At 40.5% G+C, this 14,281-nt stretch carries 14 protein-coding genes; 8 read left to right on the forward strand and 6 right to left on the reverse strand.

The genetic code is table 11. The features are described 5' to 3' along the window. Positions 1–165: 165 nt before the first annotated feature. The 3 genes from CF596_RS06455 to ilvA all read right to left on the reverse strand — a co-directional run bounded on the left by CF596_RS06455 (position 166) and on the right by ilvA (position 3,827). Entirely contained in the window at positions 166–1,506 is a 1,341-nt protein-coding gene (locus CF596_RS06455) for a TrkH family potassium uptake protein (protein WP_004973423.1), read from the reverse strand. Then, the gene (locus CF596_RS06460; RefSeq protein WP_096901585.1) at positions 1,503–2,159 is read right to left on the reverse strand and encodes a TrkA family potassium uptake protein; all 657 of its coding nucleotides are present in this window, start codon (positions 2,157–2,159) and stop codon (positions 1,503–1,505) included. The genes CF596_RS06455 and CF596_RS06460 overlap by 4 nt, the downstream gene beginning before the upstream one ends. A 129-nt stretch (positions 2,160–2,288) precedes the next feature. Then, the gene (ilvA, locus tag CF596_RS06465) at positions 2,289–3,827 is read right to left on the reverse strand and encodes a threonine ammonia-lyase, biosynthetic (RefSeq protein WP_019837302.1); all 1,539 of its coding nucleotides are present in this window, start codon (positions 3,825–3,827) and stop codon (positions 2,289–2,291) included. Between the two features lie 106 nt (positions 3,828–3,933). Between ilvA and rpiA the strand changes: the two genes are divergently transcribed. The 7 genes from rpiA (at position 3,934) to CF596_RS06500 (ending at position 10,664) form a co-directional block, all read left to right on the forward strand. After that, positions 3,934–4,605: a ribose-5-phosphate isomerase RpiA gene (rpiA, locus tag CF596_RS06470; protein ID WP_004973429.1), complete on the forward strand. Its 672-nt coding sequence runs from the start codon at positions 3,934–3,936 to the stop codon at positions 4,603–4,605. A 90-nt stretch (positions 4,606–4,695) separates the two neighbouring features. Beyond that, positions 4,696–5,376, forward strand: coding sequence for a SprT family zinc-dependent metalloprotease (locus CF596_RS06475; RefSeq protein ID WP_096901586.1), 681 nt, complete (start codon positions 4,696–4,698; stop codon positions 5,374–5,376). A gap of 187 nt (positions 5,377–5,563) precedes the next feature. After that, positions 5,564–6,619, forward strand: a complete 1,056-nt coding sequence (gene argC, locus CF596_RS06480) for an N-acetyl-gamma-glutamyl-phosphate reductase (RefSeq protein WP_171062573.1) — start codon at positions 5,564–5,566, stop codon at positions 6,617–6,619. A 79-nt stretch (positions 6,620–6,698) separates the two neighbouring features. Then, the gene (locus CF596_RS06485) at positions 6,699–7,472 is read left to right on the forward strand and encodes a DUF6776 family protein (RefSeq protein ID WP_096901621.1); all 774 of its coding nucleotides are present in this window, start codon (positions 6,699–6,701) and stop codon (positions 7,470–7,472) included. 19 nt (positions 7,473–7,491) lie between these two features. Beyond that, positions 7,492–7,908: an ATP-dependent Clp protease adapter ClpS gene (gene clpS, locus CF596_RS06490; protein ID WP_096901587.1), complete on the forward strand. Its 417-nt coding sequence runs from the start codon at positions 7,492–7,494 to the stop codon at positions 7,906–7,908. 9 nt (positions 7,909–7,917) lie between these two features. After that, complete coding sequence (gene clpA / locus CF596_RS06495; protein WP_096901588.1) at positions 7,918–10,194, forward strand: ATP-dependent Clp protease ATP-binding subunit ClpA; 2,277 nt, start codon at positions 7,918–7,920, stop codon at positions 10,192–10,194. 116 nt (positions 10,195–10,310) lie between these two features. After that, positions 10,311–10,664, forward strand: coding sequence for a YnfA family protein (locus tag CF596_RS06500; RefSeq protein WP_004973443.1), 354 nt, complete (start codon positions 10,311–10,313; stop codon positions 10,662–10,664). Between the two features lie 75 nt (positions 10,665–10,739). Here the strand turns inward: CF596_RS06500 and CF596_RS06505 are convergent, their stop codons facing one another. The 3 genes from CF596_RS06505 to CF596_RS06515 form a co-directional block, all read right to left on the reverse strand. Beyond that, positions 10,740–11,228 carry a hypothetical protein gene (locus CF596_RS06505; protein ID WP_004973445.1) on the reverse strand — a complete coding sequence of 163 codons (489 nt, stop codon included), beginning with the start codon at positions 11,226–11,228 and terminating at the stop codon, positions 10,740–10,742. 148 nt (positions 11,229–11,376) lie between these two features. Continuing rightward, a complete protein-coding gene (gene argF, locus CF596_RS06510) occupies positions 11,377–12,297 on the reverse strand; it encodes an ornithine carbamoyltransferase (RefSeq protein ID WP_096901589.1) in 921 nt (306 codons plus the stop codon). A 111-nt stretch (positions 12,298–12,408) separates the two neighbouring features. After that, positions 12,409–13,059, reverse strand: coding sequence for a TetR/AcrR family transcriptional regulator (locus CF596_RS06515; protein WP_096901590.1), 651 nt, complete (start codon positions 13,057–13,059; stop codon positions 12,409–12,411). A gap of 337 nt (positions 13,060–13,396) precedes the next feature. Here CF596_RS06515 and prpB point away from each other — a divergent pair, with 337 nt between their 5' ends. After that, positions 13,397–14,281: a methylisocitrate lyase gene (gene prpB / locus CF596_RS06520; RefSeq protein ID WP_004973459.1), complete on the forward strand. Its 885-nt coding sequence runs from the start codon at positions 13,397–13,399 to the stop codon at positions 14,279–14,281.

Raw genomic sequence — 14,281 nt, forward strand, 5'->3', positions numbered from 1 at the left:
TTGTGTCGTAACTTTCTAAATGGCTCTAACTACCTTTTTTTCAAGGGCTTTTCTTATCCGTAATTCGGGTTAGATTAAGATTGATTTCTCATTATTGCTCGCTGAATATAAAACGCCAATCTTGAAGATTGGCGTTTGTTTTTGAAGTCGGATCGTATCCAGCTTTTATCCAACTTGAATATCTGCGGTTGGATGTTTAAGTCGGCTTTTTTGTGGTGTGGCGATTAAATAAGCCAAAGTCAGCGGCCCTAAACGACCTGCAAACATCAACAACATTAAAATAATTAAGCTGGCAGGTTGTAATTCACCTGTAACACCACGGGATAAACCCACCGTGCACGCTGCAGATACAGCCTCAAACAACAGGTCTAAAAAATTCAGTTTCGGTTCAAGGGCAAGTAAGCTAAACAAACCGAGGCAAATTAACATACCTGTGATGCTGATCACCGCCAAAGCTTTAAAGGTGGTACGTTCAGGTACAGCATGATTAAACACACGCACCTCATCTGAACGTCTTAAAAAACTGATCACACTTAAAATGACAATAATAAATGTGCCAACTTTAATACCGCCTGCGGTACTGAGCGAACCACCACCAATAAACATCAGAAGCATGGTGAGCAAGGTCGAGCTATTTTGCATACTTGCGACATCTAGACTATTAAAGCCTGATGAGCGAGGAACGGTAGCGTGAAACCATGCATTGAGGGCTTGATCGCCAATACTCATGGCTGCAAGGGTATGTGGATTATTGGCTTCAATCGCCCAAATCAGCAGAAAGGCCACAAAGTTTAAACCAGCAATGGTCGATAAAATCAGCTTGCTATTGGGTGAGAGTTTTTTCCAGCGTTTGGCACGTTTAATATCCATGAGTACCACAAAACCAATACCGCCAATGATATACAGCATACTAATAGTTAAGGTAATCAGGTATTGATCTGCAAAACTCATTAAGCTATTGGGAAATAATGAAAATCCACCATTGTTAAAGGCTGAAACACTATAGAAAGCCGCATAGAAAAATGCATCGCTAAATGGATAATCCTGCATCCATGCCAAGGTTAAAATAACCGTGCCAATCCCTTCAAAAAACAATGAGTAGAGCAACACGCTTTTAATGGTCATCGACACTTTAGACAGGTTGGTTTGCCCAATGGTGTCTTGCGCCATGATTTGTTGTTTTAAACCAATTTTGGATGACAAACTTAAAACCGCTAAAATCGCAAAAGTCATAAAACCTAAGCCACCACATTGTAACAACAACATAATGACCATTTGCCCAAATACGGTATAAGCATCGCCAATATTCACTACAGACAATCCAGTGATCGTCACTGCAGATGTAGCAGTAAATAAGGCATTAATCCAACTCATCTCGCCATGATGGGAAATGGGCAGTTTCAGCAAGATTGTGCCAATGCTAATAAAGCTTAAAAAGCCCAGTGCCAAAAGACTGGGTGGGCTTAAATTGACAGTTTTGATTGGTTGTTTCGCTGTTTTTTTCATTCTGACTTAAATTGTTTAGATAAGCGTTTTAATGGTTCAAGTTGTCCTTCAACCACCAAAATATCATCTGTTTGTAGCATTAAATTGGATTCAAGCGTATAGAAAATCGTTTCGGCACGTTTAAACAGTAAAAGTTTAACCTCGGGTGCATGTGACATCAGACTATGAATGCGCGTGCCATGCAAGTTGTCTTTAATTTTTACTTTTACAATATAGTGGTTGTCGTTTAGGCTCATATAACGACTCACCATCGGATAACTCAGCGATTGCGCGATGCGAACGCCCATATCTTCTTCAGGGTGAATAATTTTACTTACGCCCAAGTGGGTCAAAATCATGGTGTGCGCTTTACTTTTGGCTTTAACGTAAATTTTAGAAATACCCAAATTCTTTAAATTTAAGACACACAAAATACTGGCTTCAATATCTTCACCAATGGCGACCACCACTGCATCACAATTTTGAATATTCAGTTCTTCCAAAACGTGTTCATCGGTTGCATCGGCAATCACCGCATGGGTAATTTGATCGGCAATGTTTTCTACAAACTTTTTATTGCTATCAATCCCAATGACATCATGGTTGAGTTTGACCAATTGTGTCGCCACAGTTGCACCAAAGCTACCTAAACCAATGACAGCAAATTGTGTCATAGCATCATCCTGAAAAATTATATTATTCTTCCAATATTCTAAAATATTTTAGGGCTCTATACTGTAGCAATATGACTAAAAAACCGCTGAAATCAGCGGTTTTTTGCACTTATTGAGATGTGTGATCGGTTATTTTAAGAAACGCTGATAACCCAAGTTATTAGTAATCTCTTGGTATGGATAAGTGATCTTTTCCAAAGTTTCAATTAAACCATCTGGGTTCTGTTTGGCATCCGAAGCTTCTAAACCGACCAATACACGACCTTCCGCTGCACCGTGGTTACGGTAATGGAACAGGGTGATGTTATGGGTTGGGCCTAAGCGCTCCAAGAAAGTCAGTAATGCACCCGGACGCTCTGGAAATTCCACACGGAATAGACGTTCATTTTCAATATCGGCATGACCACCGACCAAATAACGAATGTGTAGTTTTGCTACTTCATCATCCGACAAATCATCAACATCGTACTGGGTTTTGAGTAACTCATAAATATCGTGGCGTTCTTTTTCACCAGATTTTAAGCTGATGCCGACAAAGACTTGTGCAGCAGTAGCATCGCTGGCGCGGTAGTTAAACTCGGTGATATTACGACCTTGCAGCGCACGGCAGAAGTTAAGGAACGCACCTTTTTCTTCTGGAATGGTCACGGCAAAAATTGCTTCTTTATGTTCACCGAGTTCAGTACGTTCCGCAATATAGCGTAAACGGTCAAAGTTCATGTTTGCGCCACAGACAATTGACACAATATTTTTATTTTGCAATTGGTGTTGCTCGACATATTTTTTGATGCCTGCCAAAGCCATTGCACCTGAAGGTTCTACAATGCTGCGGTTTTCATCAAAGGTGTCTTTAATTGCCGCACAGATTTCATCGGTATTCACCAAAACTACATCGCGCTCAACAATTGGGCCTGATTGATCTGATTTTTGTAGTTGTAAAACTTCAAACGGTTTCTCACCAATTTGTGCGACAGCAGTACCATCGGCAAATAAACCCACTTGCGGCAAAATAACCCGTTCATTGGCTTCAAAAGCCGCTTTTAAGCAAGCCGATTCATCATATTCTACAGGAATGACTTTGACATGCGGTGCGACATCGCCCAAGTAGGCTGCAACACCTGCAATTAAACCGCCACCACCAACAGCAACGAAAACATATTCGACATCGCGCCATTGACGCAAAATTTCGTTGGCAATCGTACCTTGACCTGCCATGACCAATTCATCGTCATACGGTGGAATAAAAGTCATGCCTTCATCTTGGGCACGTTGAATTGCATATTTGTTGGCAACATCAAATGAGTCACCATGTAATACCACTTCGCCACCCAAGCGTTTTACCGCTTGTACTTTAATATCTGGCGTGGTTTTAGGCATAACGATAATGGCGCGAATGCCCAGTTTTTGCCCAGACAATGCTACACCTTGCGCATGGTTGCCTGCAGAGGCAGTAATTACACCACGTTCAAGTTGGTCTTTGGGTAATTGGCTAATACGGTTATACGCACCACGCAATTTAAAAGAGAATACAGGTTGTAAGTCTTCACGTTTAAAGCGAATGTTATTGTTCAGTTTTTCACTAATTCGTGGCGCTGCGTCGAGTGGGGTTTCGATTGCAACATCGTAGACCGTTGCTTGTAAAATTTGTCGAACCAAACGAGACAGCATGTTAATCTTCCATCTAACAGTTTAAAATAGGGGGTTATTGTAACAAACCCCTGCACATTTGCGCTGTAAAATCGGCAACAAATGTCAAAAATAGTTGAGTGAAGTCATGAGTCTGTATGCTACCCAAGATGAAAAGAAGCAAGCGGCTGCCAAAGCAGCATTAAAACATTTGCCTAAAGGCGGGATTTTGGGGGTAGGTACAGGCAGTACAGTGAATTTCCTGATTGATTTATTGCCTGAATTACAATTAGAAGCAGCTGTGGCAAGTTCTGAAGCGACTGCGGAGCGCTTAAAGAAACTTGGTATTGAAGTGGTCGATATGAACTCTGTGGGCAGTTTAGATGCTTATGTTGATGGTGCAGATGAAATTGACCGTCACATGCACATGATTAAAGGCGGCGGCGCAGCGTTGACCCGTGAAAAAATTGTGGCTTCTATTGCACGTAAGTTTATCTGTATTGTCGATGATTCAAAATGGGTAGAGCAGTTAGGACGTGAGTTTCCATTGCCAATCGAGGTCATTCCAATGGCTCGTTCTGCGGTAGCACGTAAAATTGTGGCTTTAGGTGGCGATCCTGCTTACCGTGAAGGTGTGGTGACTGATAACGGTAACGTGATTTTAGATATTTATAATTTAAATATTTTAAATGCGTTGGAATTAGAAAAAACCTTGAATGATATTCCGGGTGTTGTGACCAATGGTATTTTTGCCATCAATAAAGCTGATATTGCAATTGTAGCGACCAATAACGGCATTGAAGAACGTACTGCGGTTTAATTCGTCTCCCAAGCCCCTTGTTTTTAATAGGGGGCTTTTCTCCCTCCTTTATTAAAGGAGGGTCAGGGAGGATTTAATAAAAGAACAACAATGACATTGTCTGACTTACCTGAAATTCAAATTACACCACATGCAAAAGCAACACGTTTACGGTTACGTGTCGAGCCGAATCAAATTCGCTTAACTGTGCCGAAATATTGCACTCAGCGACAAATTCAGGATTTTTTGCAACAATCTGAACAGTGGATGATTGAAACTTGGCATAAACAGCAAGCACAGCAAGGACTTGTGCAGCGTGAATTGCCAAATCAGTTATCACTTTTTAATTTGCCTGAGCCTTTAAATATTCATTATCAAACACAAAAACACAGTTTTATTTTAGATTTAAAACAGCATTGTCTTTGGGTCAGTGACCGTCAACCTGCAGCATATTTAAAAGCCTTTGTTATTGCTTATGCCAAACAAATGTTGCCGATGTATTTGCAAACAGTCAGCCGTGAAATTGCTTTGCCATTTAAACAGTGCGCAATTCGTCAACCGAAAACCCGTTGGGGCAGTTGCAGTACGCAACAGCATATTATGCTCAATAGCGCCTTGGTGTTGTTTCCTGAACAAATTGTGCGATATGTTGCTGTGCATGAGTTGGCGCATACACGACATTTTGATCATAGTCCTGCATTTTGGGTTGAAGTACAACGGCATGATGCGCACTATTTGCAGCATCGCAAGCAGTTAAAAACAACGTCTTTGCCTTGGTGGTGGTATCAATAAAAAAGCCAACACCCACATGATAAGACTACAATGCAAAGGTGTTGCACGTATTGACTACAATCCAAATCATCTTTTATAAAATCAACAGAATAAAGAAAAGCCCCAAAACCCTAGTAAAACAGTTTAGAAAACCAAAACTTCCTGTCATACTATAGCGTTAGCTTAAACATGCTTTTGAATTGAGGTAATGCACGTGATTTCAGTTGGTATTGTCGGTGGTACAGGTTATACAGGCGTTGAATTATTGCGTCTTTTGCTACGACACCCAAATGTAAAAGTAAATGTACTGACTTCACGTACAGAAGCGGGTCGCCGTGTAGATGATATGTTCCCAAGCCTGCGTGGGCACACAAACCTATGCTACTCAGATTTAAACATCGAAGAATTAAAACAGTGTGATGTGGTGTTCTTTGCTACACCGCATGGCGTTGCCATGCAACATGCTGCGGAACTTGTTGCAGCCAATACCAAAGTAGTCGATTTAGCAGCAGATTTCCGTTTGCAAGATTTAGCACAGTTTGAAAAATGGTATGGCATGCAACATGCTTGCCCAGACATTTTAAAAGATTCAGTTTATGGCTTGTCTGAACTCAACCGGGAACAAATTAAACAAGCACAGGTGATTGGTAACCCAGGGTGTTATCCAACCACAGTGCAACTTGGTTTAGCGCCATTATTTAAACAAGCTGAAGCTTTAGTGAAACCTGAAAGTATTATTATTGATGCAAAATCGGGTGTATCTGGTGCAGGGCGTAAAGCCAGTTTGGGCATGATTTACTCTGAAAATGCCGACAACTTTAAGGCTTATGGCGTTGCGGGGCATCGTCATCATCCAGAAATTGTAGAAGCATTGGAAAATATTTCGGGTCAAAAAGATGTGTTTAATCACATTGTGTTTGTACCGCATTTAGTACCTATGATTCGCGGTATGCTCAGCACCATTTATGTAGATTTAACTGATGCAGGTGATGCAGCAGATTTACAAAGCCTGTATGAGCAGTTTTATGCCAATGAACAGTTTGTAGATGTCATGCCAGCCAACAGTTCACCAGAAACACGCTCAGTACGTGGCGCTAACCAGTTGCGTATCGCATTGTATAAGCCACAACCGAAAAAATTAGTACTTTTGGTGGCACAAGATAACTTGGTGAAAGGTGCAGCAGGGCAAGCAGTACAAAATATGAACCTCATGTTTGGTTTTGCAGAACATGCAGGACTTGAGGTGATTGGTTTATTACCATAAGAACACGTTTTTCAACTTCACACACATTTAGATTTCGATTTAAATGTGTGCTTTGAATGAATCAAAACAAGAGATGACGATGCATAACACCGATACAGAAACCACGTCACAGTCGAATTCAAGCATGACACCCTCATCTACACCGCCAGAAAAAAAGCCATTTCTTGAAAGCAATGCGCCTTTGGCAATTGGTGCTGCCATTTTAATTTTAGGTAGTGGCTTTTTGGGCTATTCAGTCGGGCATCGTCAGGGCTTAACTGTGGTTGGTTACGATGCCGATGCAGAACAACTGGTTGAAGTGGTGCAAGAACAAAAAACGCGTTTGGAAAGTCTGAATAAGAGCTTAAATGCTGCGGTTCAAGAACGCGATGTTGCGGTCAGTAACTCCAATGATTTGTATCAAGCTTTCACTCAAGCAACTGAAGATAAGCAACGTACTGAAGGCATGAGTGCGATTTATCGTGAAGTTTTGCGTCAACGTGGTGGTTTAAGCCTGACCGTGCAAAATCTTGGGGTGAAACCATTACCAGACAATGCTTATGAATATCAGGTCGATTTGGTACAAGTGAGTCCAAACAAGCGACGTGCAAGTGGTACGGTAGAACTGCGTTTAATTCAAGGCACAGAAGTGCTGGTTGTTCCGATGGAAGACAGCAATTTTAATTTTGATAATTATGAGCGTTTAACAGGGCGCTGGAGCATGCCTAAAGGCTTTAATCCAGACTTTATTGAAGTCCGTTTAAATGGCGCAACTCCTGTGATTAAACGCTTCAGTTGGAGCAAAGGCAAAGCCGTGGAGGCAGATTCTGCCTTTATTTCTGAAATTCCACAAGCAGAAGCTAGCGCTCAATAATGTGTGATATGTAAAACTTATGCGAACCCAAAAAAGATCCATCTGTTTAAATGAAATTAAAACCACTTTTTATCAATCTGGCTATGTCGATTGGCATTTAACCCCGCGTTTAAGTGTGGATGATGCAGGACATGAAGATGATGGTGATATTGCGGTACAAACTGCGCCGCCACAATTAAAACGCCCACCTTTATATGTTGTCGTTTTAATGAACGATGATTACACCCCAATGGACTTTGTAATTGAAATTTTACAACAATACTTTGCAATGAATCTTGACCAAGCGACTCAAGTAATGCTAACTGTACACTATGAAGGAAAAGGTGTCGCAGGGGTCTATCCGCGGGATATTGCGGAAACGAAAGCGAACCAAGTCAATAATTACGCTCGATCACAAGGTCATCCATTACTTTGTCAGATTGAGCCTAAAGATTAAGGGGGTTACATGCTCAGTCGTCAATTAGAAGTATCACTACGTTTGGCTGTTAGCATGGCTCGTCAAAAGAGACACGAGTTTCTAACGGTTGAACATTTATTATTGGCTTTATTAGACAATGATTCGGCAGTCAATGCACTCAAGGCGTGTGGTGCAGATGTTATTGTGCTGCGTAAAGAACTCGAAGAATATGTAGAACAACATACCCCTAAACTTGCTGAAAATAACGATCAGGCACCGCACCCGACCGAAAGTTTTGACCGCATTTTGCAGCGTGGTATTTTCCATGTGCAATCTAGCGGTGGTGACCGTACGGTTGAAGGCGCAGATATTTTAGTGGCAATGTACTCTGAACGTGATTCATTTGCCGTGTATCTACTCAAGCGTCATCAAATTAACCGTTTGACCTTAACGCAATACTTATCGCACGGTACACGTAAAGACGAAACGCAAGCGGAGGAAGAGGTTGAAGAATTAGATAGCGAAAGTTCAAGCTCTGCCAATGCTGGCCCGTTAGAGCTTTACACGCTAAATTTGAATACTGAAGCGCAAAAGGGTAAAACCGATCCGTTAATTGGGCGTGAAAAAGAAATTGAGCGTGCTGCACAAATTCTATGCCGTCGTCGTAAGAACAACCCATTGTTGGTGGGTGATCCAGGCGTGGGTAAAACCTCTATTGCCGAAGGTCTGGCGTGGCTGATTGTGAATGGTAAAGCGCCAAAACCACTCGAAAATGCCGAAGTATATAGTTTGGATATCGGTGCGTTGGTAGCGGGTACAAAATACCGTGGTGACTTTGAAAAGCGTTTAAAACAACTGTTAAATGCCTTGAAAAAGAAACCTGATGCCATTTTATTTATTGACGAAATCCACATGATTATTGGTGCAGGCTCAAGCATGGGTAGCACTATGGATGCATCAAATTTAATTAAACCTGCGTTGGCAAATGGTACTTTGCGTTGCATTGGCTCGACGACATTCCAAGAATATCGTCAGGTATTTGAAAAAGACCATGCACTTTCACGCCGTTTCCAAAAAATTGATGTGAATGAGCCTTCAATTTCAGAAACGATTGATATTTTACGTGGTTTAAAATCGAAATTTGAAGAATTTCACCATGTTAAATATGATGATAAAGCATTGGTGTCTGCGGTAGAGTTATCGGCCAAATTTATCAATGACCGTTTCTTGCCAGACAAAGCCATTGATGTGATTGATGAAGCAGGTGCGCAGCGCCGTTTAAGAGCTGAGCAAGATGATACTTTAATCACAGTAGAAAACATTGAAGATATCGTCTCTAAAATTGCACGTATTCCACCTAAAACCGTATCGAAAGATGACAAGACTGTACTTGAACATCTTGAGCGTGATTTAAAACGTGTGGTCTTTGGTCAAGATGAAGCTATTGAAGCGTTAGCATCAGCAATTAAACTGTCACGTGCTGGTTTAAAAACACCAGACAAACCAGTGGGTAGTTTTGTATTTGCTGGCCCGACAGGCGTTGGTAAAACCGAAGTTACCAAGCAGTTGGCAAAACTGTTGGGTGTGGAATTGGTTCGCTTTGATATGTCTGAGTACATGGAGCGCCATGCCGTTTCACGTTTAATTGGTGCACCTCCAGGCTATGTCGGTTTTGATCAGGGTGGCTTACTCACCGATGCGATTCATAAAAATCCGCATTGTGTGTTGTTGTTGGATGAAATTGAAAAAGCGCATCATGATGTATTTAACCTATTGCTGCAAATTATGGATCATGGTTCATTGACCGATAATAATGGTCGTAAATCAGACTTCCGTAATGTGATTTTGGTTCTGACCACTAATATTGGTGCGGAAAGTATTTCCCGCGTGAGCATTGGTTTCATGGATCAAGACAACAGTAATGACAACCAAGAAGCGATGAAAAAAGCCTTCTCACCTGAGTTCCGTAACCGTTTGGATGGGGTCATTCAATTTAAAGCTTTACCTACTACAGTAATTGAAAATGTAGTGGATAAATTCTTGACTGAATTACAAGCGCAGTTGGATGATAAAAAAGTCATTCTTGAGGTTGATCAAGATGCGCGTGAATGGATGGCTGAGCATGGATATGATCGCTTAATGGGCGCACGTCCAATGCAACGTCTGATTCAGGAACACTTGAAAAAGCCATTGGCAGAAATGATTCTGTTTGGTGAACTTGCAGAACAGGGCGGTAATGTGGCTGTTTCTGTGAAGAAAGAGAACGGTAAGGCAGTCGGTTTGAAACTTGAAGTCTTTGAAGATCAAACGGCTGAACCAGCCTAATCAATCCTTATTTGAATTTTGAAAATAACCCATGTTGAACAATGGGTTATTTTTTATGAATTCGCAGATGCGTGAACTTGAATCGTTACTGCTAAAAGAGAGACCACACAGGATTTATGGATTTTCAGATCACTAAAATTGCCAGCACAACGTTCTTGTTTTTTGTTACGGCAGTTATGGAAATATTAGGCTGTTATTTTCCTTATTTGATTTTAAATCAGGGGAAATCACAGTGGTTATGGCTGCCAACAATTTTAGCCTTAGCGGCTTTTGTGTGGTTATTGACTCTACATCCTGCGGCATCGGGGCGAATTTATGCGGCTTATGGTGGTATTTATATTTGTACAGCCTTGATTTGGTTAAAGTATGTAGATCAAGTCAATTTAACACGTTGGGATATGTTCGGTGGAATGATAGTAGTTTTAGGCGCATTGATCATTATTTTACAACCGCAAGGTTTAATACGTTAGGTTATATTTGGGTTTACGCATTAAACCTTAGGCATTAAATCTTAAAGCTGAGGTTGTTTTAGTTTTAAATACAGTTCAGTCTGCTTTAAATTGGCACTCGCTATTTGCCAATTGCACATTAAACTGGGTTTTTTCTGCACTGAGTTTTAAGTTCAATACATAGGGATTTACCCGTTGGAACTGATGCTCAAAAATAGATTCACAATTATGAATTAAGTTTTGTTTAATCATATTTTTGACATTGTTATAACCCGTACTTTCTACAAACTGCGTGAAGTCAGGTGAAATAATCATGCCACGAATATTGATTTGTTTGTCTGTCGCCGTACTTTGTTCAATCACTGTATTTTGATCGACCTGATAAGGCATAGTACGAGAATCTTCATCACTAATGACATCTAAAATTTCATTTAAAGCGACGATATTTTGAATTTTATAATCTGCACTTAGAATCTTTTGTTGGACTAAATATTGATCTAATTCACTGGCTTTGGCATAGAGTGAAGCACTCGCGATCAGTGTAGTAGTGCACAGCGTAATTGTGGCAAGTGTTTTATCAATCATATTGTTTATCTAGGCTCTTTTAGAAATTTTAGAAAAATAGACCATAACTCAAGATTATAGCGAGCCAAATAAAAAAACAGCACCTTTTGGTGCTGTTTGTAACAAAACTCATCAAAGTTTTGCGAATATTTAAGACGGGTTTTAAAGCTTAGTCTTTTTTAAGATTTTCATTCAATAAAAACTCAACCAATGCTTTTTGAGCATGTAAGCGATTTTCTGCTTCATCCCACACTACAGCATTTTTGTGATCGAGCATATTTTCAGAAATTTCTTCACCACGGTGCGCAGGTAAGCAGTGCATAAATAAACAATCAGGATGTGCTAAATCCATCAGGTGTTCATTCACTTGATAGTCTGCAAACGCTTTTTCACGAATTTTTTGTTCTTCTTCCTGTCCCATGCTTGCCCAAACATCGGTCACAATCAGATCAGCATTCACTGCTGCATCCTCAGCAGAATCGACCAATTCTACGCAGTGTGCAAATTCAGACAGGAAGCGCTGTTCTGGCTCATAACCTTTCGGTGTCGCAATTTTTAAATTAAAGCCCCACATGTGTGCTGCTTCAATATATGAGTTACACATATTGTTGCCATCACCAATCCACGCCACAGTTTTACCTTCAATTGAACCACGGTGTTCAACATAGGTTTGTATGTCTGCAAGGAGTTGGCATGGGTGATGATCGTCAGTTAAGGCATTGATCACAGGAACTTTAGAGTAAGAAGCAAAGCGTTCTACAATGTCGTGACCAAAGGTACGAATCATCACAATGTCAAGCATACTTGAAATGACGCGTGCAGAATCTTCAATTGGCTCACCGCGACCTAATTGTGTGTCACGTGATGATAAGAAGATCGCGCTACCACCAAACTGACTCATGCCAGCTTCAAACGATACACGGGTTCGGGTGCTGGATTTTTCAAAAATCATACCCATGACTTTGCCAGGAAAAGGCTGGAAAACTTCATTGTTATGCTGTTTACGCTTAAGCTCAATGGCGCGTTGCAAAATTTGATTCAGTTCTAAAGTCGATAAATCGCGTAATGTTAGAAAGTGACGTAGAGCCATTCGTTACTCCACAATAATTGCTGAATGAGAAAAAACAACAATTAGTTGTTGGTTGGTTAAGTGAAAAAGGGAATCGGCTAATATACTATAGGATGCAGAAATTGCAAAAAACTAAGCTTTTTGATGAGCGTCTAGAAAGCGATCTACACAATAACTTACATAATTGGTTGTTTCTTGTTCTGTTTCTTGTTTTGGAATACCCATGATGATACGCCATTCAAAATTTCTTAAAATACCGAAATACAGTTGTGCAGAATAAATAGGCTGTTCACAGCAAATTAAACCTTGCTGACTGGCATGTTCCAATACTTTGGCAATACAAAGTTGCACATGCAAAGGGCCGCGCTCATGTATGTGTAAGGCAATATCAGGATTGCGCTGACTTTGCTCTAATACCAGACGCATAAAGGCTGCATTTTCTGGTTCCAAAATATGATGATAAAAATTCAATAAGGTTTGAATCAAATAACCACGTAAATTTGAATCAATTTGTTCAAAGGGAATGTGAATATCCTGAAAAAATTTATCACGGCGATAATCACAAATAGCTTTGAATAACCCTTCTTTATTGCCAAAGTATTTATAGATCGACGCTTTAGAACCGCCTGCGTGTTGCACAATATCATCTAAGGATACGGCATCGTAACCACGCTCTAAAAATAGCTCAGTTGCACTGACTAATAACGCTACACATCGCTCATGACCACGCTTGGTTGGTGGTATATCTTTACCTAAAGGAGCGAAATGGGCGAGTTCGTGCATATTGAGTAAAAAATCATCAATTAAATAGAAGGGAGATTGTCATTATAACAAATATATGTACAGCGTGCTGTGTCGAAGTGTACTTGCACATGGCATGATTTGAGCTGAAAAAGCCATATTTTTAGAAAATAGTTTAAATTTTGCTTATTTAGTGTACTAAAAAGCTGTGTTTATCAAAAATAAAGAATAACCAACATCACGAAAATTTATTGTGCAATAAATTTGAAAATTATTTGACTAAAGTTTTAGAGTATAGATTCTAAAAAGCCATGGCGTGATCTCGCATTCTCGATATACTCGAATCTCGAAAAATATAGTAAGAAAAGCGGAAAGGAAGATGACAGAACAAACATCTGCGGGCTTAAGATTCAGACAAGCCTTGGAAGTCGAAAAGCCATTACAAATTATCGGCACGGTAAATGCTTATGCTGCCATGATGGCAAAACAAGTGGGCTATAAAGCCATTTATTTATCTGGTGCAGGTGTTGCCAACTATTCTTACGGTTTACCTGACTTGGGCATGACCAGTTTAGACAACGTCTTGGAAGATGTACGTCGTATTACTGAGCGTGTTGATACACCATTATTGGTGGATATTGACACAGGTTGGGGCGGTGCATTCAATATTGCCCGCAGTATTAAACAAATGATTGCTGCGGGTGCTGCTGCAGTTCATATTGAAGATCAGGTTGCACAAAAGCGTTGTGGACATCGTCCAAACAAAGAAATTGTAACCCAGCAAGAAATGGTTGATCGTATTAAAGCGGCTGTTGATGCGAAAACCGATTCAAACTTTGTAGTCATGGCACGTACTGATGCCTTGCAAAAAGAAGGTTTACAGGCGGTTATTGACCGTGCTTGCGCATGTGTGGAAGCGGGTGCAGATGCAATTTTTGCAGAAGCTATGACTGATATTACCATGTATAAAACTGTATGTGATGCCGTAGGTGTACCTGTATTGGCAAACATTACCGAGTTTGGTGATACCCCTTATTACACCACTGAAGAATTGGCTGAGCAGGGCATTCGCATGGTGTTGTATCCACTTTCACCAACTCGTGCTATGCAAAAAGCAGCACTTGAAGTGATGCAATCCATTCGTAAAGATGGCACGCAAGTGAATGTCTTAGACAAAATGCAACAACGTAAAGAATTATACGAATTCCTTGATTATCATACTTTTGAAAATACATTAGACAAGCTGTTCAAACAGGAGAATTAA

It is taken from the genome of Acinetobacter sp. YT-02 (assembly GCF_002412355.1).
In the GTDB taxonomy this organism is placed as follows: domain Bacteria; phylum Pseudomonadota; class Gammaproteobacteria; order Pseudomonadales; family Moraxellaceae; genus Acinetobacter; species Acinetobacter towneri.

Bases quoted from the DNA above. Each gene is read 5' to 3' on its own strand.
- argC (WP_171062573.1), top strand. From the start codon at position 5,564: ATGCACGTGATTTCAGTTGGTATTGTCGGTGGTACAGGTTATACAGGC.
- CF596_RS06500 (WP_004973443.1), top strand. From the start codon at position 10,311: ATGGATTTTCAGATCACTAAAATTGCCAGCACAACGTTCTTGTTTTTT.
- CF596_RS06475 (WP_096901586.1), top strand. From the start codon at position 4,696: ATGACATTGTCTGACTTACCTGAAATTCAAATTACACCACATGCAAAA.
- clpS (WP_096901587.1), top strand. From the start codon at position 7,492: ATGCGAACCCAAAAAAGATCCATCTGTTTAAATGAAATTAAAACCACT.
- CF596_RS06505 (WP_004973445.1), bottom strand. From the start codon at position 11,228: ATGATTGATAAAACACTTGCCACAATTACGCTGTGCACTACTACACTG.
- prpB (WP_004973459.1), top strand. From the start codon at position 13,397: ATGACAGAACAAACATCTGCGGGCTTAAGATTCAGACAAGCCTTGGAA.
- ilvA (WP_019837302.1), bottom strand. From the start codon at position 3,827: ATGCTGTCTCGTTTGGTTCGACAAATTTTACAAGCAACGGTCTACGAT.
- CF596_RS06485 (WP_096901621.1), top strand. From the start codon at position 6,699: ATGCATAACACCGATACAGAAACCACGTCACAGTCGAATTCAAGCATG.
- argF (WP_096901589.1), bottom strand. From the start codon at position 12,297: ATGGCTCTACGTCACTTTCTAACATTACGCGATTTATCGACTTTAGAA.
- rpiA (WP_004973429.1), top strand. From the start codon at position 3,934: ATGAGTCTGTATGCTACCCAAGATGAAAAGAAGCAAGCGGCTGCCAAA.
- CF596_RS06515 (WP_096901590.1), bottom strand. From the start codon at position 13,059: ATGCACGAACTCGCCCATTTCGCTCCTTTAGGTAAAGATATACCACCA.
- clpA (WP_096901588.1), top strand. From the start codon at position 7,918: ATGCTCAGTCGTCAATTAGAAGTATCACTACGTTTGGCTGTTAGCATG.
- CF596_RS06460 (WP_096901585.1), bottom strand. From the start codon at position 2,159: ATGACACAATTTGCTGTCATTGGTTTAGGTAGCTTTGGTGCAACTGTG.
- CF596_RS06455 (WP_004973423.1), bottom strand. From the start codon at position 1,506: ATGAAAAAAACAGCGAAACAACCAATCAAAACTGTCAATTTAAGCCCA.